Source organism: Wolbachia endosymbiont (group B) of Rhopobota naevana, from assembly GCF_947250615.1.
Classification (GTDB): Bacteria; Pseudomonadota; Alphaproteobacteria; order Rickettsiales; family Anaplasmataceae; genus Wolbachia.
Window position 1 is genome coordinate 301,351 of record NZ_OX366333.1, and the last position, 21,506, is coordinate 322,856.

Here is a 21,506-nt window from a genome sequence, read left to right on the forward strand (position 1 = left end):
AGGGGTATTTTGTATGAGTAATGGTGATGGACTTATTAGGAGTTTGGTGGATGGAGATCTTGAAGGATTCAGACAAGGATTTGAATCTTTTTTAGATCAATGTCCATCTTTCTTGTATCATGTAAGTGCAGGTCGTTTCCTTCCTGTATTCTTTTTTAGTATGTTTTCTACTGCACATGATGCTAATATCTTAAATGCAAATGAGAGAGTCTATTTTCGTTTTGATAACCATGGTGTTAATCCACGTAATGGTGAAAATCGAAATACGGCAAACCTAAAAGTTGCTGTTTATCGTGACGGACAGCAAGTTGTCAGATGCTACAGTATTTCTGATCGTCCTAATAGTGATGGGTTGAGGTTCAGTACAAGGGAGAGAAATGCTCTAGTACAAGAGATTAGACGGCAAAATCCAAATTTAAGGGAAGAAGACCTAAATTTTGAGCAATACAAAGTATGCATGCACGGAAAGGGCAAGAGTCAGGGAGAGGCAATTGCAACGGTATTCGAGGTAATTCGTGAAAAAGATCGTCAAGGTAGGGATAAATTTGCCAAATATTCAGCATCTGAAATCAATCTTATTAGACGGCTCTTAGGAGATCACAGACTAACAATTAAGGAAATAGAAGGAAGACAACTCAATCAAAATCAGCGTAGACAACTTGGTAGGTTGGTCAATTTTGCGCAAGTAGCACAGGGTCAACAAGGAATTGATAATTTTATGGAAATGCTAGCGAGTGATAGAAGACAAGATGTAAGAGATAGAATACGCAGAGAAATTTTGCCATACATAACTGACATCTATAATAATTACAGACAAGTACTGGAAAATAATATTGAAAATCGCAATCAAAGATTTGAGGGTCACGGGTTTTTATTAGGTTTCTTAGCAAATTTTAGTCATCGCTACACAATAGGCATCGATCTTGATTTATCTCCTAGAAACACACATGTTGCATTTCTTGTACGTCATCAAGCAGAAAGAGAAAATATTCCTATTGTTATTAATCTTGCTATATTTGACACACCGTCAGATGTTACATTAAACTGTGCCATAGGCTACGCTGGAAGGTTACACACTTCTTCATTTATACCTATCCATACTGAATCAAGAAATACTGTCTGTGTTGGATTAAATTTTAATTTAGATCTAGATCCTTTTAGTGTTGATACAGTAGAACTTCAACAGGATAGATTTCCTTTAGTACAAAGATTATTTGAGTGTTTGGAGAATGAAGGCATTAGAGAAAATGTTAGAGATTTCTTGCTTCACCATCTTCCTGCTGAAATACCAAGAAATGCAGAGAATTATAATAGAATATTTGATTGCATAACTGGCTTTGCTTTTGGAAGTAGTGCTTTTGATAGGCACCCTTTAGAACTAGAAGAGGAAGACGAAGCACCTATAACAAAGTACATATTTAGACATGGTGATGAGGGTTTAAGATGTTTAACTATGGTCTTTCATGCTGAAGGTTCTGATATAGTTATACTTCATATTAGAGCTCACGATGCGCAACAACAAGGAGCCATCAATTTACAGACTCTTAATGTTAATGGAAATGATGTTCATGTGTGGGAAGTTTCATGCACACTTAATAATCAACTTGAACTAGATATTGATCTACCAAATGACCTTGGTTTATATCACGATTACCAAAATAATAATGCAAATAATTTTCTTGCTGGTGATCTTGTACAAGTGCCCAATACTGAAAATGTACATAATACTTTAAATCAAGTTGTGAATGATGGCTGGAAAAATATAGCTCAGCATAGAGGATTATTTCAAGAGATCTCTGGAGCATTGATGCCGCTTGTGGATACAATAAATGTTAATAGTGAGGATAAGTTCCGTTCTATACTACATGGTACATTTTATGCTAGTGATAATCCTTATAAAGTGCTTGCTATGTATAAAGTTGGTCAAACATATAGTTTAAAAAGGGGGCAGGAAGAAGAAGGAGAAAGGGTAATACTCACAAGAATTACAGAACAGAGATTAGATCTTTTATTATTAAGACAACCTAGAGAGAATGACCTAGATACTCACCCAATTGGATATGTGTTAAGACTTGCTAATAATGCAGAAGAAGTAGGACAACAGCAAAATGATGCGAGACAAGAAATCGGAAGACTTAAGAAACAACACAGAGGATTTATACCTATTACTTCTGGAAATGAGGTGGTTTTGTTTCCTATTGTGTTTAATAGAGATGCACGCGAAGCAGGTAATCTTATACTTTTCCCAGAAGGGATAGGAAGAGAAGAGTATGTACACAAGCTTGATCGTCATGTTCGCGGTTCAAGACCAGGAGGATTAGTGGGACCTGAAAGTGTTATTGATGAGAATCCACCAGAAGGTCTATTATCAGATCAGACTCGTGAAAACTTTAGGCGTTTTTACGAAGAAAAAGCACCAGGACAAAATTCGATTTTTTTGCTTGATATAGGCGACAATCTACATGTTCCGTTTAGTTACTTGCAAGGTACTAGAGCACAGGTAATAGAAACATTAAAGTCAAGAATAAGGGGAGGTGGTACTCCTACAGCACAAGGAATATTACAACAAATAAATGCTATCCTTCGTAGAAACAACGCTCGTGAGATAGAAGATGTGCATGATCTACTTGCACTAGACTTTGCAACAGATAATCAAAATTATCGTTATTGGCTACAAACTCATGACATGTTTTTCGCTGCACAACAATATACTTTCTATGATGATCGATCTAATCCAACTAATAATCGTCATGATTTTACAATAACTTCAGTAGGAGTCGATGGAAATCAAAATGATCCAACAGGTAGGGGCTTATTAAGTAGTCACATAGCTAACTTTAAACAAAAAGTAGATTCGGGTGAAAAAGATAGATTAATTGCTATTATTAATGTAGGTAATCGTCATTGGGTTACATTAGTTATTGTACACCAAAATGGAAATTATTATGGGTATTATGCTGATTCACTTGGTCCAGATAGTGGTATTGACAATAATATTCGAGGAGCTTTAAGAGAATGTGATATTAACGATGATAATGTCCATAATGTTTCCGTTCATCAGCAAACAGATGGCCATAATTGTGGCATATGGGTATACGAAAATGCTAGGGATATTAACCAAGCTATTGATCAAGCTTTACAGGGAAATAATAACTTTGGAGAGAAAGGTGAGGGTATTATAGGTTATATACGTGGTCTTCTTAGTGTAGGCATTGGAAATGACACTAGACAATCTCAAAGAAATGAACAATACTTTAAAAATCGGAGAAGAAATATTTCACAATTATTCCAAAATGATCCTCTATCTTCTCCTAGGGGTAGACTGATTCAAGATCATCCAGGAATTCAACATGAAATTGATCCATTACTATTACAATTTTTAGGACTCCAATACCCACAGCGTGGAGGTGGAGGAGCATTACAATTAGGCGGAGAAAGAGTGATATCAATTGATTTTGGTAACCCGCAGTCTGCATTAGATAAAATTGATGGAGTGAGTAGAGTTTATAACCATAGCAATAGTAGAGGTAGTAGGTAGAAGTTAATAGGTGGATGAAGTTTTCTTTACTCTATATTTACGCATTGGTTGTAATCGGTCTTCTAGGTTGTTTCTGCATATTTTATCTTACTATTACCCACAAATATAAATGTTTGTTGCGTAGCTCTTAATGGCATAACTTTTGCTTGAAATAACTGTTTATATGGTGCAATTTACAGCTTTTAGTTGCTAAAATTATAACTCTTAGTTTAATAATTTTAATCCAATAAGCTTTCAGGTTAATAAAATTAAATTATTTGAGTAAATACAATACTATGTTTTTATTTGTGGGTAATAGTAAGATATTTTATGGTGGTGTTTATTAACAATAATATAGAAGACTATTATTAAGACTCTTGTCCGTAAAGCACCTTCATTTGCTCCTCTCATGAGAGTGATATTTCCTTCAAATCAGCTAGTTTTAGATGCTGAGGTTGTGTGCCGTTTAAAATGGCTTCCTTAATTTTGGGTATCAAATAATTTAAACGTAAGACCCATTGTAAAAGATAAGATTTAATTTGAAAGAAAAATTGATGTGGTTAAAACTTGACCTTGCGCAGTATAGGAATATTTTTTATAAAAAGAACAATATCGATTTGAAATGTAAAATTATCATAAATTTTTCTTTTTATTCTCAAATGAATTACTATTAATTCAGTAAACTATATTATTAATATCTCAAGTAAATCAACCATTTTCAGCGCTCAAAACCAAGTGCGGTGAGAACAAGTTTTTTTGGTATGGATTGGACTACAACTTGTTCTGTGCAAACTTTTTTATATGGTAATTTTACTATACGCTAAAATCAGCTATTTTAGCCTACTTCATCCACATTTACATACGAACTGATTTGACTAGATTTGTTGTAAAATTTTTTATTTTTATTTTTACAACCTTGTTTTTGCACAACGCGTTCTCACAAATATACGTAGTTTTTTGTGATTTTAGGAGAAGTAAATAATCGAAAATTTTATGGTGCTGAAGATAAGGTATGTTTCTTAAGCTACAGTCAACTAAAGTAGTTGCTGATAATTTATAGTAATGAGAAGTAAATAAATCTTTACTTCTCATTACTATATGTAGTATATAAGACATATTGTCTGTAAACGTTAGGAAATTATGGCTTTTAAATTAGAATGGCGGAACGAAACATTAAATAAATTAAAGCTCGTTAGCTCAAGTAAGGGTGACGTACTTAAACAAATAAAGGAGGGGTTAAAGCAGGAAGATGATGATTTATATAAAAAGTGGGAATCAAAAGGCTTTGATGTAGATTACCTATTTACCTTAACCAAAAGCCATAGTTCAATTAGTATAGAAGTTACGTTGCTGAATTTGGCTGCTGAAAATGGCCATTTGGATATGGTACAAGCTCTATTAAGCAGTGGTGCTAAGGTTAACAAGGAAACAGAAGATGGGTCTGCTCCTTTACATTTGGCTGCTGAAAATGGCCATTTGGATATAATACAAGCTCTATTAAGCAGTGGTGCTGAGGTTAACAAGAAAACAGCCAACGGGTATACTCCTTTACATTTTGCTGCTGAAAATGGCCATTTGCATGTGTTAGAAACTCTATTAGACAAAAGGGCTAACATTGATGAGAAAACAGTCACAGGGTATGCTCCTTTACATTTGGCTGTTAAAAATGGTCGTTTGGATATAATACAAGCTCTATTAAGCAGTGGTGATAAGGTTAACAAGAAAACAGTCACTGGGTGTACTCCTTTACATTTGGCTGCTGAAAATGGCCATTTCCATGTGTTAAAAACTCTATTAGACAATGGTGCTAACATTGATGGGAAAATAGTCACTGGGTATACTCCTTTACTTTCGGCTGCTGAAAATGGCCATTTGGATATGGTACAAGCTCTATTAAGCAGTGGTGCTAAGGTTAACAAGGAAACAGAAGATGGGTCTGCTCCTTTACATTTGGCTGCTGAAAATGGCCATTTGGATATAATACAAGCTCTATTAAGCAGTGGTGCTGAGGTTAACAAGAAAACAGCCAACGGGTATACTCCTTTACATTTTGCTGCTGAAAATGGCTGTTTGGATGTGTTAAAAACTCTATTAGACAAAAGGGCTAACATTGATGAGAAAACAGCCAGCGGGTATACTCCCTTACATTTGGCTGCTGCATTTGGCCGTTTGGATATAGTAGAAGTTCTATTAGACAAAGGGGCTAGCGTTAGTGAGAAAGGAAATAATCGATGTACTCCTTTACATTTTGCTGCTGAAAATGGCCGTTTGGATGTGTTAAAAACTCTATTAGACAAAAGGGCTAACATTGATGAGAAAACAGCCAACGGGTATACTCCCTTACATTTGGCTGCTGAAAATGGCTATTTGCATGTGTTAGAAACTCTATTAGACAAAAGGGCTAACATTGATGAGAAAACAGCCAGCGGGTATACTTCCTTACATTTGGCTGCTGCATTTGGCCGTTTGGATGTGTTAAAAACTCTATTAGACAAAAGGGCTAACATTGATGAGAAAACAGCCAGCGGGTATACTTCCTTACATTTGGCTGCTGCATTTGGCCGTTTGGATATAGTAGAAGTTCTATTAGACAAAGGGGCTAGTGTTAGTGAGAAAGGAAATAATAGATTTACTCCTTTACATTTGGCTGTTAAAAATGGCCATTTCGATATAGTAGAAGTTCTATTAAAAAAAGGTGCTAACATTAATGAGAAAGGAGATAATAGATTTACTCCTTTACATTTTGCTGCTGCATTTGGCTGTTTGGATATAGTAGAAGTTCTATTAGACAAAGGGGCTAACGTTAGTGAGAAAACATTAACTGGGCATACTCCTCTAAGTTTGGCTGTTAAAAATGGCCATTTCAATTTGGTAGAAACTCTATTAGACAATGGTGCTAACAATGAGAAAGGAAATAGTGGATTTACTTCTTTGCACTTTGCTGCTGGATCTGGCAATGTGGAGAAAGTAGTAGATCTATTAGAAAAAGGTTATGATGTTAACAAGGAAACATACTATGGGCGTACTCCTTTACATTTTGCTGCTGAAAATGGCCATTTGGGTATAGTAGCGACTCTATTAATCAGTGGTGCTGAGGTTAGCAAGAAAACAGTTATTGGGTATACTCCTTTAGATTTGGCTGTTAAAAATGGCCATTTCGATATAGCAAAAATGCTATCAAATGAAAAACCAGTCACTGGATGTGCTCTTTTAGATTTGCCTAAAGAATTGGCTAATTTAAATCCACGAGATAAGTACGACATAACTGCATCAGATCTAGCTAAAAGTAATAAAATGAGAAGTCTATCAATCGAGCGTGATGAGGTTGTGCTAGGTCAAGATGCTACTCAATCTACTGAAGATGTAACACAAACAGTTGATACCAACGGCGAGCAGTCTCATGATTTAAACAATAGAGATGTTGCTGAACAATCTACTCAACCAACACAGAAGCATTTAGCACCTGGTAAAGACCCTAAATCGGCAAGTAATGTTCAAGGTAATAGCGAACAACCTAGTTATACAGATACAAACAATCCTATTCAACAAAATGCAAGAAGTAAGTTGCCTGTAGTGACTGCTTCTGTATTGGCAGTAACCGGAGTTGTTTTAGGAATAGCTATTGCAGTTCACTTTGAAATGCTAACTGTGGGAATAGCAGTTGGAACTTGTTGTTTGGTTGCTGCTGCAATTTTGTATTATTGTGATAAGCAACCAAAGTCACTTGAGATTAACAGTGTTCATAAGGTTAATGATAGCTTGTCTTCTGGCAAAGGTTACAAAGAAGTGGCAAGCAGTGCTAGGTATAGCATATGAATTTTGAGCACGTGCTTGGTGTTCAAAGAAGGAAGGATCTCATATCTTCGATTCTTGTACCTGACTTTAGAGTGCTATAAAATGCAAAAGCCACCCATAATTGGCGTATTATGATAATTGTAGGGTTGCTTATTTATATGATTCTTGTTATTATTACCCGTTTAGTATAAGTTGAGACTAAAATGCAAGCAAATGACCAAGAGGAAATAAAACTTCTTAACCAAAATGGAAAGGCAAAGCGCTTAAATTCAGCGGAAAGAATTGCAGCAATAGGAACAGCAATTGATTATTGTGATCCGAAGTTGGTACAACTTTTACTGGGAGCAAAATATTGTATGCTCTGGCAGTATTGGCTCGTTCGTGCAATGTTTAACTATGATATGCTCTCCCTTTCTAAGATGGCCAAATGTGATCTTCCACTTAGTATTGCTAATGAACAGTTAAAGTGCCTTAGTGAAAAGAAGAGTGTTGACGTTGAAGAGTTGAATAACATTCAAGAGAGTAAAAAAAGAGAATACTATAGAAAAGCAGAGGAGTTTTATGAAAGTGATAGACTGTTACAGATAAAGCGTGATGAAGATGGAGAAGTACAATTAGAAAGTGTCACGTTAGTAGAGTCTACGATAAAACAATTTGCGGGCAGTAGCTTGCAAAGCTATCGTGACAGAAACGAAGATTGTACCGTTTCCGATAGCATTGCAGCAGCTGTTAATGCCGATTTTTCTCAAGAGTGTAGGTCAATGATAAATGAAACAATTAACGAATTTAAACGGGAAATTCACACTAATAGTACTGTAAGTGGTTTGACAAATTCCTTACGCCAGAAGATAGTAGAATTAGAAAATAGGGAAAAATCTCTTTCTTTTAAAATTGATACAGTTAAAGAAGGAATTATCAAGAAGATGCAGGATAATAAATTCTTAGACAAAGATTTTGTTAAATTTGAGTATGATAAATTACTTGACCATTATTTTACCTCTGATAAATACGCTAGCAATAAAACAAATCCACTGAACAGGTACACAGAATCAAAGGAAAGTATAGATGAAGCGAAAAAATCTTTGAGAGAGTCGTCTTTAGATTATGGTTTCGGTGAATGCATTGATTATGCTGCACAAGAGCTTAAAAATGAATCTAATGCGGAAAAGAAAGAAAAATATTTAGATATAGTGAGAGTACTAGCTGTCAATGGAGCACATTCAGAATCATTAATCAACACTTTTGACACTATAGAGTTAAAAGAAATAGCTTTACAGTCAATCTTTACAATTGCAAAAAGGGCATATAAAGTATTGTTTGATTTTGATAAAAGTGTTGAAGCTAAGCTTATGTCCAATATTTTTGGTGAGGATGGAGAGTTTGCTAATCCCGTGAGTCAGAATGTACGCATCTTGGAATCTAGTGGTTCACCGGTTATAAAAACCGTACTAGCCAAGTTAAAAAAGGTAGAACAAGAATTACAAGAAAAAAGGAAAAGCGGCAAGGCAAATCGTGAAACTGGTTTGTTTAATAGTCTGTATTACTCAGTATCAGATTTCTTGAATGAAAAGATTTGGGCAAAAAAACTTGAGCCACATTCTAAGGAACAACATATGCAAACGTATAAGCTGCTGTATGAAGCATTAGAAACAAGTTACTTGGCCATGGCAACAGGTGATGATAGGGTGTTAATTGATTATGCAAGAGAAATAGAAGGTAAGATAAAGAAAGAATCTAATAAAGATACAGCAGAAGTATATAGTGTTCTGTATTCGTTATTTAAGGACTATAGAGTAGCAAGGGGAAGAGAAGATCCAGCTGGCAGGTGGCAAAGACTTTGGTATCATTTTCAGGATATATTTCGAACACATCAGGATAATGTGCGTGAAGATAGAACAACAAGGTTTTTACGTGTTGCTATGTATGCTACAGAGATTATATCAGAAGAATACGAAGAATATCAAAGACAGCGTTTTACAACTGAGTTTCGTAATATAGACATTGAATTTCTACCGAGCAACTGTCTAATCAACTGGTTAGGAGCAACTCATGCAGGAGTAAAAAAAAGTCAGGAAGAAAGAGACGAGAAAAGGGATAAACTTTTAGATCAAGAATCCCAAAGGGCTGAACAAGAATCTCAAAGGGCTGAACAAGAATCTCAAAGGGCTGAACAAGAGTCTCAAAGAGCAAACAAGCTTGACCTAAAAAACAAACTGATGAAATTGATTAGAGATTCAATTAGGAAACTAAAATTTGATAATGAGTTGCGTGATATAGTAGAAGATAATGAGGAAGATATTATAGAGAAAGTTGTACAGCATGTTATGAATAATGCATCCGATCCACACCAGGTCTTGAGTGCAGTTATGGAGGAAATAAGAATTAATAGCGATCAAATAGTCAAAGAAGGAAAGGTAAGTGATGAAATAATTGAAAGAAGTATCTTAAATCAAAGTACTGTACTGAGTAATGTCAATTTAAGTCAAGGTGCAAGTGCAGGGTTAGGAAGATAACTATGGTATTACCTGAAAGAGCATGTTTATGGGAGCAAAATGTTGTGAAGTTTTTATCAAGCCATAGAAAATATCGGATGTTTGGATGGGAGTTTGGTCCTACATTATTAGATCAATTATATGTAATAAAAAAGGGTAACTATCCGAATTATACAAAAAGTGGTTTGATTTTAACTTATAGCATTGCGTCTGTTGCTGCGCTTGCTTCGTTTGTATCAACACGTAAAGCAACAGTCACCGCAGCAACAACTTTGGGAGTAATATTGCTCGGAATAGCAACAACAGCTGCTATTGATTATCAAAATACGAAAAGAAAAGGTAATAATGAGTCAATCAATCAACTTGAGTTGTTAAAGTTGCTTGGTGAAACACCAAAGTATTGGTGGTGGCCATGGAGCTCTAAAGTTGGCGAAGTCATTCTCACTGAAAGTCAGAAGCAAAGAGCAGAAAAATATTCAAGCTATTCTTTCTTACATAGAATGGTGTTAGTATCATTTACTTCAGTACTTACCCATCGTCTTATTCTTTTTCAACAAAATGGAGGCTATATGAATAGAGGTCAACAATCCGATAGTTTTATGGTATCTGATATTCAAGTGGAGCAGCAAATAACACAACAGAGTGAAGCTCAGACTGCTCAAGGTTCAAGCAGTTATCAATCACAGACGAGTCCTTCAGGTTCGAACAAACAATTAAATGTTCCAGGATGCATAAGCTTTCTTGAATCTGCAATGGTTTATAATATGGAGTTGGAACAGGCATTATATTCCATTGGTTTTTCTTCCCAAACTTTAACTAATCTAGATAAAAGCTTAGCTCATGTTAGAAACTCAGGTTACAGTGAAGAAGCAATGAAAGAATATGACCTATCTTTTAAAGAAGTATTTACGAATAAGTATAGAGAGTTAGCACTTAAGGTTCATTCAGACAAGCAAGCAAAAAGCTTATCGGACGCACAAGACGAAAAAATGAAGAATCTAACTAATATGAATCAAATCATGAAAAAGTTGTATGAAACTTCAAAAGAGGAAAGGGATACTTTTAGGTATGGAACGTTCGCTAATGTACCATTTAGCTTTTTACACCAAAATAGAGATAAATGTATAGGTTTGATAAATGGAAAAGTAGTAGCGGAACTAAGGAACATAACAATTTGGCGGCAATCTCATTTACTTTACTGTCGCAATGATTTTTTAGAAAAAGCACAAAAACTTTTTGAAGATCATAGAATAAAGCCATCCAAGCAGTTGAAAAAAGACTTTGAGAAATTAATAGATGATTATGTTGGTCGTTACGAGGAATTTTGGTTTAATAACTTGCTTGATTTAAAACATAGGTGCGATAAAGATGAAAAATTAAAAAGTATCAAAGATGAGGTTAAAAAGCTTTTAAAAGAGGGTGCCCAACAATTTATATTGCTAGCTGGTAATTTACCAAGCAATAAAGAGATTGAAAAACTGTTGAAAGGATCGTTTCAAGAAAGCCAGGCTAACCCAGATAAATGCTTTATCTTGCCAATTATAGAATACAAAAATGTGATGAATCAGTTATTTAATAGTTATTATGCGGAACATGAGTTTTCATCCAATATACCACATTTTATGGATATATTTGAAACAAATGTTAAAACACCAGGAAATATAGAGTTTTGTGTTGAAGAGTGTATAGCTAGGTGTTCGTTCACCGAGCTGCAAGAGTGGGTGAAATCAATCAAAAAAGAAGGTTTAGGTAGTTTTGCGTATAACCATCCAATAAGAGAATTTATGGATAATTCTGTATATGAGATAAAAGGTAAAGTATACGGATCGACAGAAGCAACAAGAGGAGAAATGAAGCGAGTAATATTAATACAAATCCTGAATAGATGTATTGTTTGCTTAAAAGAGGAATTTAGAAAAGAGAAAACATGGTTTAAAAGGATGGAAGAAGAAATACAAAAAATACAAAGACATACGCGAGAAACTGATAAAAAAATAGAACAAGAGTCTCAAAGGGCAAACAAGCTTAAGCTAGAAGGTACAGTAATAAAATTAATTACTCAGTCATTTAGAAAATTAAAGTTTGATGATGAGTTACGTAATATGGTAGAAAATAGTGAAGATGATATTGTAAAGGAGGTTGTGCAGCATGTTGTGAGGCACAAATCTTCTCCGGAGCAGGTGCTGGATTCAATAATGCAGACAATACAACATAACGAAGCTGAGATTAAAAGAACAGGTACAATTGATGTTAAATTAATTGAAAAAGCAATAAAACCTTTTGTAGCTGGAGAAAAAGCTGAACTGAATGTAAATATAGAAGAGAATGAAGAAAGATTGGATGTAGAAGCAGAAAAATTTTTCGGTCAAGGGAATATCGATCTCTTGGGTTCCAAGCTGGAGAATGAACAGGTTAAACTTCTAAAGGATACAAGCTTTAGACAAGGTTTGATCCAATTTATAAAAGCACAGGACGGCAATTCTTCACAAATTGAAAAAGTATTAGGAGAGAAAGCTAGGCAAGAGTTTGAAACCATTTTAATAGATATCACTAATGAGGATCAGCTAGGTCCAAGTAGTAAGTTAGATGAAGTACCACTGATGTTGCGTAGCCAGTCATTAAGTTCTTTACATTCTAATGATAGTGATGTTGAAGCAATCAGCAGACCGTAATGTCGTTAATCCAGCATACTTTGTTGAATAGCTACTTGTGAAGGTATAGGTAGGAGGCTCAGAAGTATGCACTATAAACCATACGCTCAAGGCAAGGAGAAATGGCAGATATCTGCACTTTATCAGACCAAATACATGATTCAGCAGAAGAAGAGCTGTCAGGAATATTCGGCTCTTACGCAATAATTTTGGAACTCCGGGATCGTTATATATATATAAGATTATCACTATTTTCGTTATATAATTAAGCTTTTAACACTAGTTTACCTAAATTCGTTTCATCAACATCTTCTTGCATGTTATAGGTTCTTTGTTTTGAAGTATTGGTTTTCTAGCTTTTCGATCTCTTGTTACTTTTATAAACGTTACAATGCTAAGCCAAAAACTTTTCCAATTGCTTACTCCATAACATCGGTATTTCCCTCAAGTCAGCTAACTTCAAACCCCTTGGCTGTCTCCCATGTACTATGTCTTCTTTAATTTTTGGTGCTAAATAATTCAACCTTAAAATTTGCTGTATACGTCTTGTACCTATATTAATTTTGGTACTCAGCTCTTTCACACTTCTATATTTTCCCTCTTCTAGCTGACGCTTCCACAGATGTGCTCTCACCACTGCTTTCAGTAGCGCATTGTTTGTTTTGCCTTCTGGTTCTATTACTGTGCATTTCTTTCCTTTCTTTTTTAACCACATTGGTATAAATTCCACCTTATCCTCTGAACTCACCTCTATTCCATCCTCTCTCACCAATACTGTTCTTGTTAACTTTTTCACTACTTCTTTCTGCTTTCCAAAATTTAAATTTTTCCATTTTTCTTCGGTCTTTTCTTTCCCATTTTCATATGGCTGCTCCGCTTTCTTTATTACTTCTTTTTCTACTTCTCCGGCTACTACTGTTCGATTTATTGATTCACAATTCTTTCCCCTTAAATGATTGTTGCATACATAATATCGATACCTTTTATTTTCCTTTTTTGCATAGGTCAACGTCATATTTACATCGCAGCTCTTGCACTTAATTATTCCTCTAAGCAGCGCTTCCTCATATTTTGCTTTTCTATATGGTTGATTCTTTATCAATTCTTGTGCTTTTTTCCACTTTTCTTCTTCTATTATTGCTTCATGCTTTCCTTTATACTGTTTCTCATAATGCCTGATTTTTCCCATATATATTGAGTTTGTTATTATTCTCCTTACCGTGGCCTTTTTAAAGATATCTGATTTTGTTCTGTAACCTTGATTATTCAATTCCCTTGCTAGTTCTGCCATTGACTTCAGCTCCACATATCTTTCAAATATGTGCTTCACTGTCTTTGCTTCTTTTTCATTTATTATTAATTCTTTATCTTTTACATCGTATCCCAGCGGTAAAGTTCCTCCCATCCATAATCCTTGCTCTTTTGACGTTGCTATTTTATTTTTTACCCTTTCTACGATCATTTCTCTTTCTAGCTGTGCTGCTCCTGATAATACCGTTTGTACAAACTTCCCCATTGGCGTATTATTGTCAAATATCTGCGTTACTGCTATAAAATTTACTCTATGCCTTCTAAAAAATGACGTTACTTCGATGCTGTCTTTTGTTTCTCTCGAGAGCCTATCTAGCGTATATACTACTACACAATCTACTTCTCCTGCCTTTACATCTTCAAATAATTCCCTTATTGCTGGTCTTTCTAAATTCTTTCCTGAATATCCTCCATCATCGTACCTTTTTGCCAATGCTACCCAACCTTCTCTGCTCTTTATATACTTTTCACATGCTACTCGTTGCGCATCCAAGCTGTTAAACTTCTGCTCTAGACCATCTTCATTTGATTTTCTTGTATATATTGCGCATCTCACCTCTTTTAGCATCCTTTCTCCTTTTCTCTCATCCCAAATAGGAGAGGGCCGTTGTAACTCATTCCCATTATTTTTCCGGCTACTGCTGACAATGACGTGTAAAACTCTTCTCTGTAGATTAAACCCTTATCTGTTACCATTACCGCATGCGTCTCTTCACCTCTCTCTAGTATTAATTCTGTCCCTTCTACTGGTAATTTATCGCTACTTATTCTTTTTCCCTTCTCTAGTCGATCTGCCAGATACTCTAGTCTTTTTGACCCTTTTCTTGACATTTCTCCATACGCTTTTTCCTGCATTCTATAAGCCAATCTTGGTATCAGATATTTCTTTGAGTATCTAGGCGCTTCTTCTCCATATACCTTCTTCCATATTTCTCTCAGCTCATCCAAAGGTTTTCTATCTAAATTCATTACTTTCTTTTCTATTTCTTTCTCCATATTTTTAGCCCTTCATAAATAGCTTTTCAATTCTGTCTGTTTCTTTCTTTAATACCTTGGCTATTTCTTCACTATTTTTTGCATAATCCATCGCTGTCATTCCAAATTTATCTGCTTGCTCTATTTCAGCTCCTGCTTCCACTAACTCTTCTACTATTTCCACTTTCCCCACCATACATGCAAGGTGCAATGGAGTGCATTTACTTCCATATTCTTCCGCATTTACATTTGCTCCTGATTTTACTAATTCTCTCACGGTTTCTAGGCGTTTCTCCGTTACCGCTAGATGCAGTGCTGTATGTCCTCTTACATCTGCTGCATTCACATTCGCTCCTTTTTCAACTAATAACCTCACTGTTTTTGCGTCTATCGCATAATGTAGAGCCGTTCTTCCCTTTTCGTCTCTTTCATAAATATTTTTACATGAGTTCTCTAATAGTGACTTCTCTTTTTCTTTTTTACTCATAATTTACCTCACCTTTTCTTTAAATTTAAACCCCTAAGCCTTCTTTCTCACCACCTCATCTATCATTTCGTTCACTTGGCTCATTATCTTGCTCGCTAAATTTTTACACTCTTCCTTTATTAGTGACTTATCTTTCTTCCTTATTTCTTCTATCTCTATTATTTTGAACTCAGGTAAATAGCTCCTATCCAACATATCTGCTATTTCTCCCACTAGCCCCTCTATTCCATAGCACGTCAGTTTTCTACTTTTTGTTATTCCTCCTTTTTCTCTCAGAAATTTACTCGCCTTTTCACTCTCCGTGCTATCACATAGACGATACTTTTCACTTTCCCAGATATAGTACATTGGTGTTGCACCATATTTATTCAGTTGATTAACTTCAGCCCCTGCTTTTACTAGCTCTTTTATTATTTCAACTCCTGCTCCTCCTATTTTGCATGCAGAGTGCAATGGCGTACATCCACTAACATATTGAGTAGCATTTACTTCCGCTCCTTCCCTTAGCAGCACTTTTACATTTTCTAAACTTTTTGCGAATACTGCACAGTGCAGTGGTGTATAACCATTTTTATCTCTTGCATTTACCTCTGCCCCTTTTTTTATTAATAACCTTACTGTTTTGTAATTCGAGATTTCTACTGCTTGGTGTAATATCGTCTCTCCTTCTTTATTTCTTTTATTAATATTCTTAAATCCGTTGCTTGATACTTCCTTCAAGAACTTACTAAAAGATTCTCTCTTTTCTTTGCTAAACTTCATACTTACCCCACTATAAAAACATCAGCCTAATTCGGCTCTCTCTAGTGCAAAGTAAATTTCTTTTGTTTACTTGCTACTATTCAAGTCATGTCCTTTTTAGCATGAGAAAGCAAGTCCTTTTCTTTTTATTTCATATACTTTAACCTATTATTAATATAATATATGAGGATCTAAATATAAGTATTTAATTTATTATACATATTGCTTGACTATTTTCCCAACTTCTGTGCAAATGTCGATGTTCGTGCCACTTCAGTACTCCTGAATAAAACACTAAAATGTGCTTTTCTAATTCGTGTATTGAGTCTTTTTGCTCTGTATCTAAATCGTTTTTATAGTAAACATTGTGTTCTGCTAAAACATATTTTGTGATCTTTTGATCAGTATAATTTTCTACTTTATAATTATGGGTAACGCTAAACCTTTCTAAAATTGGTTTGTGTTTTAAATTCCAACGTTGCCCTGAAAGTTTATCGTTTCCCAATACAAATTTATTTCCTTCTTCTTCTATGCTACCAACCGGAAAGCACGCATTTATTTCTCCTAAGTTCCAACTGTCCGATAATACTATTTGTGCCTTAGCAAACTTTATTTCTGGTAATAAACTTTGTGGTAATGGATATAGTGCTTTTAAATTGTACCACTGATGACTCCTTTCATAGATGCCTTTGTAATCCTTTGTATGAGTTTCTGTCTCTCCAAGTACTGCTACATCTAATCGATATATGTCATTACTAAATGTTTGTTCATAATGGTTGCGTAGATAACTCTCTATAACCTTAATTGACGTAACACTAAACCTGAAGAAATTTACTCTTCCAAACGATAACACTGGCCCATCTTTTTCAACCTTTCTACCTGAATAGTCAGAAAGAAGATCTCCAAATAAACTCTCATCCAATATAAATCTCTGCGCATTATAATAATCGTTAAAAATTCTCATCAATCTGGATCTTGCAGGTAATGATAGTTTTGTCAGCTCTACTACTGCATCTACAAAAAAGTCATTTGGAACATCTCTTATTCCTATTTGCAACTCGAAAAAATGTTTACCAGGTGGCTCCTCAATAATTGTAATATCTTCTATATTTGCCCATTTGAGCGCTATTTTGAGTGATGCTGGAGTTCCTCTCAGTCTTTGAAATTTTACTCCTTCTACTATGGCTTTTCTTCTATCTTTTACCCAGCGCAGTATTTCTTCTAAACCATATTCTTCTATTATCCAAGGCAATGTTTCTTCTTTAAGACTAAACTTAAATCCTCTGATACAGCTCGGATCAACCTTATAATCTGTTGCATCAACCAGTGCTTGCTCTTGCTTTGTTGCGTTTGGGGGTAATAGCATTACTCAATCTTTAAATTTCGCAAATTTGCACACTCGTTACCTAGCACCACAACATCCTCTTTTGGCTCTATTAATTCCACATTTTCTACACCATCTACAAATAGATTCGCTATTATCCAAGATCTTGTTACACTCCACCCTAATCTTTTTGCTAATTCAAACTTCTTAATAAACTGCTTCTTGATTTCTTCCTCTGATATTACAGGACTTATGCTCATTCTGCTGTGAATATCTATTTCCGTAATATTGCAACCAATTACTGTTACTGTATCTGTTAAAACTCTTATATCATCTCTAGTAACCTGCTTTCTTATAATTTCAAGTAGCTCTTCTGGCAGTGTGGATAATTCTGTTAATAAGATTGAAATTTGTACTTTTCCTGGTATAGGTGATTCTACTAATGCGTCTTTTACTCTACTATCTGCTGACAGTGCGTGATACCTATAATTTCCTCCTGTTGACCAACCTGCTATTTTTGCTTTTATCCTCTTTCTAAATCTTTCATCCTCTTCTTCTTTTTGCCTCTCTACTCCATAAAATTCAGCTAAGTTATCAAGATCTTCTCCTACTGCAAATTTAAGTAAATTACCCTTTACAGCTTCGTTTATCCTTTGTCTGAGTAAAAGTTCTCGCCATGCTACTACTTCTAAAATCTTTATCGCTGGATCACTTTCAACTAATGCTGTAAAACTTTCATCTCGCTTTACTAACTCTTCCTTCATTCTGGAAAATATCTCCTCAAAGTTCAGTGGTTCGATAATATTTGGCTGCTGCATCTTTACACTACAATTCCTTCAAAATGAATGTTTTTCCCGCTTGGTAAGTATAATCCTTCTAGGTCAAGCGTTACTTTTCCTTCTTTCACCTCTGTCATTTTTACTTTTTCTAGCTTAAATCTTTCCTCCCACTTTTGTAGAGCTTCTGCTGTTGCTGCATAGATTTCCAAAGTTAAATCTCTATTTATTGGCTTATCCACTAACTCAAATAGTCTTGATCCATAATCTCTTCTCATGATTCTACTATTAATAGGAGTGGTTAATATATCAATTATTGATTGTTTTAAGTGCTCTATTCCTTCTAACGCTTTTCCTGTTTTAGCATCCATTCCTTTCATTTTTCGACTACTTTAATCTTTTTTATTTTGAAAACACACTTTGATTTTTACTTACTACTTGAAAACTACAGGACGCCACATCACCTGTTCTCGCTACACCAATACCATTTACAAATACGCTGTTTGATCCTTGTGTTAGTGTCTCTCCCATAGTTAAGGTATCACTTCTACGACAGACAGATCTACCATTAATACGCACATCTTTACTCCCGCTTACGCAAACATGAATAGGCACTCCAGTACAATTATCACCTGTACAAACTATAGCTCTTCTCATGTCAATTTAAATCTATTATACTTCCTTTCAGTTTTATTCCACTTTTTGTCATTTCTATGCTCGATTCCCCAGCTTTCAGTGTTATTTTATCTACTACTTCAATCTCTAAATAATGTTTTTCCTTATCATATGTAAACTTTGTCCCATCTTGAAACTTCACACTATTTATTTCTTTTTTATTCTCTGGTGCATGGTATTTTTCCTGATATATTCCTCCTAATACCACTCCTAATGATAATTCACCAAGAGGAGAAAATATCATAACCTGTTCATCGATATCTGGCGGAGACCAATCTCTGTCTTTTCCTGCTTTGCTTGTTATCCACGGTAAATAATCTGTTAAAAATTCGCCTATTTTAACTCTTACTTTTGCTTTTTCATAGTCTATTTCTTTAATGACTCCGACACGAATAATATTTGCTACTTTTCTCTGTAACTCTGAAATCGCAAAATTATTTTCCAACATGCATTTCTCCCACTGCTATTTTATATGGCTTAATTTTCCCCTCTTCCCATACTGATTTACCTAAATGAAGCTGATGACTCCAATCAACCATCCACACCAAATACGCATCTAATTCGGGTCTAAATCCATCAGGCTCTGCAGAAAGAAATTCAGCCGGAGATACATTCTTTTCCCAGGTATTCTTGTTCACTACTCTTGCAACCTCAGCAGCTAATGTTCTAACAACTACCGAGGAATCCTCTACTGTTCCATCAACTACAATCCTCGCTTCAAACCTGGCTTTCAATGCTAATTCCTCAGTACCTGCATCTTTACCTGGTTCTAAACTTGCTAGTTCTACAAACACCGCTGGCGCTACTAATTCTTTTCTTATTGCTGGATAAATTTCACATGTCTGTATAGCCGGTATTTCTTCCTTTAACTTAGTACAAATTGCTTGATGTAAATCTTTCCAGAACTTTGTCATATCTTTAAAATATAGTTTAGCTCATGCTTAAAGTATTTCTCAAACACTCTCTCACTCTCATAATCAACAAGGTCTTTTATTATTCTTGAGCCTTCAGGTTCCACTGGTAGCTTTACTTCTTGTATTGGTAATGCTGTTCTTCCTTCACGCTTAAAAATACCGCTATTTCCTTTTGGCATAACTGCTGCAAATCCTCCTATAAACTCATACTTTCCTACTTTCGATCCTCTTCTTGTTTTTTGTATTTTGCCAATTGTCGATGCTCTAATGTCATAGAGATTCGCTCTAATTAACACGTCTAATCTGCTAGTTTTCGCCTTAAAAATTCTTAATCTCTTTCTTATCAAACTTAGTTTTATCTTCTTTTCCTCACTGATTTCCTTAGCTGCTTGCGCTTTTAACCATAGTGCCGTTTTGTTTAACGCTTTTATAGCTGCCAGTTTTATTTTCTGCTCTTTTCTTTCAATATTGGAGATTATTTCATTAATATTGTTACTAGTTTTAATATCAAACACTTTCTATTGCCTCAATTTTCCATATTTTACTTGAAGAATCTTTTAACGGTGGTTCAAAAATCTTGTAGAACCTTTTTTCAATCTTGATATAATCACCTATGCTAAAGGAAGTAACGTCCTGATCACGTATTTCTATAGAAGCAATTTGCTGAGTTAATGCTCCATCTGTACCTAGAGAGTGCGTAGTGTCAGGACGTTTAATTAGCACTTTTATTTTTCGAATCGCCTCCTTATTTTTATTACAATATATGGCTTCCACTCCTAGATGATCAAAACAATCCTTCAATAACCTCTCTATAATCGTCAACTTGCAGTAATTTTGATTAATACTCCAGGTCTGTGGCACATTGGAAGAGGATTTGACTGCGTATGTAAATCTGTTCCTCTATCAAACCTCCTTGGTTCTTGTTTTGCATATAGTGGCTGTCCAAGAGTATTTACTGTCTCATTAAAATCTGCTGGTGCAAAATATGTTGTAAATGTGCTTGCTGTTCCTAGTGGAAAACAGTGCCCTGTATCTTTCTCAATAAACCTTCTAACCGTTCCTTCAGGGTCAGTTGCTTGTCCTCTGTATTCCTCAAATGTGATTCCGCAAAATGTAAATCCTGACCTCATATCATTCCTTAGCGCTGCTCCTTCTTGCCATCTTTCATATGCTTCTTTTACTTTACTATGAGAAGTGAGTGCATCAAAAAACTCAGGGCTTACCAGTGCATGAATTCCAGTCATATATTCACCACTTAGATTATCTTCTATATGCCGGAGTACTTCCAGACACTTACGTTTTACATCAGTTGTCGATGTTCCCAGGGCAAAATTTACTACTTTTGGCGTGATTTCAAATTCGTTGTACAGATTTAATAATTCTGACCCGTCAGCGTCCAAAATTATTCCTTTTAGTGCACCCATTCTCAAATGTTCTAATGTTATTGCGTGTTTGTTCCTCATCAATTGCAAATGATCCGTTATTACATCTGCCAGTGCTTTAAGTTCACTTTCTGACCCAAATGCCCTTATTCCTTGTACTTCTTCTGGCAGTACTACATCATCATGCGGAATATGTGGAATCGTAAATGTTCTTACCTTTCTTTTTCCTCTTTTTCCTACTGTTGCTGGTGCTCCGGGTAACTGCGTTGGTAGTAAACTTAATACTCCATTTTGCTCCTCTATGGTAATATGTCTAAATCTTACTGACCTACTTGGAAACAAGTTTAAATTTTCAACACGTCCATAATTTACCGGCAATATATTCATCGCATTTGTTAGTGCCGTCATGCTAAATGCTGTATTTGTAAATGGATTTTGCATTTTTTCTCTCCTTTTTTTCCTATTA

General features: G+C 35.2%; 18 protein-coding genes. 5 read left to right on the top strand and 13 right to left on the bottom strand.

Annotated elements, in window-relative coordinates:
• Window positions 1-13: 13 nt before the first annotated feature.
• The 5 genes from OOL01_RS01595 to OOL01_RS01615 all read left to right on the top strand — a co-directional run bounded on the left by OOL01_RS01595 (window position 14) and on the right by OOL01_RS01615 (window position 12,724).
• The gene (locus tag OOL01_RS01595; protein ID WP_019236548.1) at window positions 14-3,538 is read left to right on the top strand and encodes a cytoplasmic incompatibility factor CifB; all 3,525 of its coding nucleotides are present in this window, start codon (window positions 14-16) and stop codon (window positions 3,536-3,538) included.
• A 1,119-nt stretch (window positions 3,539-4,657) separates the two neighbouring features.
• Window positions 4,658-7,333, top strand: a complete 2,676-nt coding sequence (locus OOL01_RS01600; protein ID WP_264686956.1) for an ankyrin repeat domain-containing protein — start codon at window positions 4,658-4,660, stop codon at window positions 7,331-7,333.
• Window positions 7,334-7,515: 182 nt separating this feature from the next.
• Window positions 7,516-9,825, top strand: a complete 2,310-nt coding sequence (locus OOL01_RS01605) for a hypothetical protein (protein WP_264686957.1) — start codon at window positions 7,516-7,518, stop codon at window positions 9,823-9,825.
• A 2-nt stretch (window positions 9,826-9,827) separates the two neighbouring features.
• A complete protein-coding gene (locus tag OOL01_RS01610; RefSeq protein WP_264686958.1) occupies window positions 9,828-12,476 on the top strand; it encodes a hypothetical protein in 2,649 nt (882 codons plus the stop codon).
• Window positions 12,477-12,577: 101 nt separating this feature from the next.
• Window positions 12,578-12,724 carry a hypothetical protein gene (locus OOL01_RS01615; protein WP_264686959.1) on the top strand — a complete coding sequence of 49 codons (147 nt, stop codon included), beginning with the start codon at window positions 12,578-12,580 and terminating at the stop codon, window positions 12,722-12,724.
• A gap of 125 nt (window positions 12,725-12,849) precedes the next feature.
• On the opposite strand, the gene OOL01_RS01620 is transcribed toward OOL01_RS01615, so the two are convergent.
• The 13 genes from OOL01_RS01620 to OOL01_RS01680 all read right to left on the bottom strand — a co-directional run bounded on the left by OOL01_RS01620 (window position 12,850) and on the right by OOL01_RS01680 (window position 21,481).
• A complete protein-coding gene (locus tag OOL01_RS01620) occupies window positions 12,850-14,334 on the bottom strand; it encodes a recombinase family protein (protein WP_264686960.1) in 1,485 nt (494 codons plus the stop codon).
• Entirely contained in the window at window positions 14,328-14,762 is a 435-nt protein-coding gene (locus OOL01_RS01625) for a DUF2924 domain-containing protein (protein ID WP_264686961.1), read from the bottom strand. The genes OOL01_RS01620 and OOL01_RS01625 overlap by 7 nt, the downstream gene beginning before the upstream one ends.
• A 4-nt stretch (window positions 14,763-14,766) precedes the next feature.
• Window positions 14,767-15,228 carry an ankyrin repeat domain-containing protein gene (locus OOL01_RS01630; protein WP_151807973.1) on the bottom strand — a complete coding sequence of 154 codons (462 nt, stop codon included), beginning with the start codon at window positions 15,226-15,228 and terminating at the stop codon, window positions 14,767-14,769.
• A 33-nt stretch (window positions 15,229-15,261) separates the two neighbouring features.
• The gene (locus tag OOL01_RS01635; RefSeq protein ID WP_151807972.1) at window positions 15,262-15,990 is read right to left on the bottom strand and encodes an ankyrin repeat domain-containing protein; all 729 of its coding nucleotides are present in this window, start codon (window positions 15,988-15,990) and stop codon (window positions 15,262-15,264) included.
• A 184-nt stretch (window positions 15,991-16,174) separates the two neighbouring features.
• Complete coding sequence (locus tag OOL01_RS01640) at window positions 16,175-17,335, bottom strand: phage tail protein (protein WP_264686962.1); 1,161 nt, start codon at window positions 17,333-17,335, stop codon at window positions 16,175-16,177.
• Window positions 17,335-18,111, bottom strand: a complete 777-nt coding sequence (locus OOL01_RS01645; RefSeq protein WP_264686963.1) for a baseplate assembly protein — start codon at window positions 18,109-18,111, stop codon at window positions 17,335-17,337. Before OOL01_RS01645 ends, OOL01_RS01640 begins: the two co-directional genes overlap by 1 nt.
• Before the next feature lie 2 nt (window positions 18,112-18,113).
• Window positions 18,114-18,449 carry a GPW/gp25 family protein gene (locus OOL01_RS01650; RefSeq protein ID WP_264686964.1) on the bottom strand — a complete coding sequence of 112 codons (336 nt, stop codon included), beginning with the start codon at window positions 18,447-18,449 and terminating at the stop codon, window positions 18,114-18,116.
• Window positions 18,450-18,471: 22 nt separating this feature from the next.
• A complete protein-coding gene (locus OOL01_RS01655; RefSeq protein ID WP_262986467.1) occupies window positions 18,472-18,726 on the bottom strand; it encodes a PAAR domain-containing protein in 255 nt (84 codons plus the stop codon).
• A gap of 1 nt (window position 18,727) precedes the next feature.
• Window positions 18,728-19,192 carry a phage baseplate assembly protein V gene (locus OOL01_RS01660; protein ID WP_264686965.1) on the bottom strand — a complete coding sequence of 155 codons (465 nt, stop codon included), beginning with the start codon at window positions 19,190-19,192 and terminating at the stop codon, window positions 18,728-18,730.
• Window positions 19,179-19,658: a hypothetical protein gene (locus OOL01_RS01665; protein ID WP_264686966.1), complete on the bottom strand. Its 480-nt coding sequence runs from the start codon at window positions 19,656-19,658 to the stop codon at window positions 19,179-19,181. The genes OOL01_RS01660 and OOL01_RS01665 overlap by 14 nt, the downstream gene beginning before the upstream one ends.
• Window positions 19,655-20,173 carry a phage tail protein gene (locus OOL01_RS01670; RefSeq protein WP_264686967.1) on the bottom strand — a complete coding sequence of 173 codons (519 nt, stop codon included), beginning with the start codon at window positions 20,171-20,173 and terminating at the stop codon, window positions 19,655-19,657. Before OOL01_RS01670 ends, OOL01_RS01665 begins: the two co-directional genes overlap by 4 nt.
• Window positions 20,166-20,519 (bottom strand): head-tail joining protein, encoded by a 354-nt coding sequence (locus OOL01_RS01675; protein WP_264686968.1) that lies wholly within the window; start codon window positions 20,517-20,519, stop codon window positions 20,166-20,168. Before OOL01_RS01675 ends, OOL01_RS01670 begins: the two co-directional genes overlap by 8 nt.
• Window positions 20,477-21,481 (bottom strand): major capsid protein, encoded by a 1,005-nt coding sequence (locus OOL01_RS01680; protein ID WP_264686969.1) that lies wholly within the window; start codon window positions 21,479-21,481, stop codon window positions 20,477-20,479. Before OOL01_RS01680 ends, OOL01_RS01675 begins: the two co-directional genes overlap by 43 nt.
• Between the last annotated feature and the right edge of the window lie 25 nt (window positions 21,482-21,506).

What these genes read in the sequence shown, in the direction of transcription:
- OOL01_RS01620 (WP_264686960.1), bottom strand. Translation starts at nt 14,334, where the DNA reads ATGCTAAAAGAGGTGAGATGCGCAATATATACAAGAAAATCAAATGAA.
- OOL01_RS01660 (WP_264686965.1), bottom strand. Translation starts at nt 19,192, where the DNA reads ATGTTGGAAAATAATTTTGCGATTTCAGAGTTACAGAGAAAAGTAGCA.
- OOL01_RS01610 (WP_264686958.1), top strand. Translation starts at nt 9,828, where the DNA reads ATGGTATTACCTGAAAGAGCATGTTTATGGGAGCAAAATGTTGTGAAG.
- OOL01_RS01605 (WP_264686957.1), top strand. Translation starts at nt 7,516, where the DNA reads ATGCAAGCAAATGACCAAGAGGAAATAAAACTTCTTAACCAAAATGGA.
- OOL01_RS01655 (WP_262986467.1), bottom strand. Translation starts at nt 18,726, where the DNA reads ATGAGAAGAGCTATAGTTTGTACAGGTGATAATTGTACTGGAGTGCCT.
- OOL01_RS01665 (WP_264686966.1), bottom strand. Translation starts at nt 19,658, where the DNA reads ATGACAAAGTTCTGGAAAGATTTACATCAAGCAATTTGTACTAAGTTA.
- OOL01_RS01680 (WP_264686969.1), bottom strand. Translation starts at nt 21,481, where the DNA reads ATGCAAAATCCATTTACAAATACAGCATTTAGCATGACGGCACTAACA.
- OOL01_RS01600 (WP_264686956.1), top strand. Translation starts at nt 4,658, where the DNA reads ATGGCTTTTAAATTAGAATGGCGGAACGAAACATTAAATAAATTAAAG.
- OOL01_RS01640 (WP_264686962.1), bottom strand. Translation starts at nt 17,335, where the DNA reads ATGCTATTACCCCCAAACGCAACAAAGCAAGAGCAAGCACTGGTTGAT.
- OOL01_RS01615 (WP_264686959.1), top strand. Translation starts at nt 12,578, where the DNA reads ATGGCAGATATCTGCACTTTATCAGACCAAATACATGATTCAGCAGAA.
- OOL01_RS01645 (WP_264686963.1), bottom strand. Translation starts at nt 18,111, where the DNA reads ATGCAGCAGCCAAATATTATCGAACCACTGAACTTTGAGGAGATATTT.
- OOL01_RS01595 (WP_019236548.1), top strand. Translation starts at nt 14, where the DNA reads ATGAGTAATGGTGATGGACTTATTAGGAGTTTGGTGGATGGAGATCTT.
- OOL01_RS01630 (WP_151807973.1), bottom strand. Translation starts at nt 15,228, where the DNA reads ATGAGTAAAAAAGAAAAAGAGAAGTCACTATTAGAGAACTCATGTAAA.
- OOL01_RS01635 (WP_151807972.1), bottom strand. Translation starts at nt 15,990, where the DNA reads ATGAAGTTTAGCAAAGAAAAGAGAGAATCTTTTAGTAAGTTCTTGAAG.
- OOL01_RS01650 (WP_264686964.1), bottom strand. Translation starts at nt 18,449, where the DNA reads ATGAAAGGAATGGATGCTAAAACAGGAAAAGCGTTAGAAGGAATAGAG.
- OOL01_RS01625 (WP_264686961.1), bottom strand. Translation starts at nt 14,762, where the DNA reads ATGGAGAAAGAAATAGAAAAGAAAGTAATGAATTTAGATAGAAAACCT.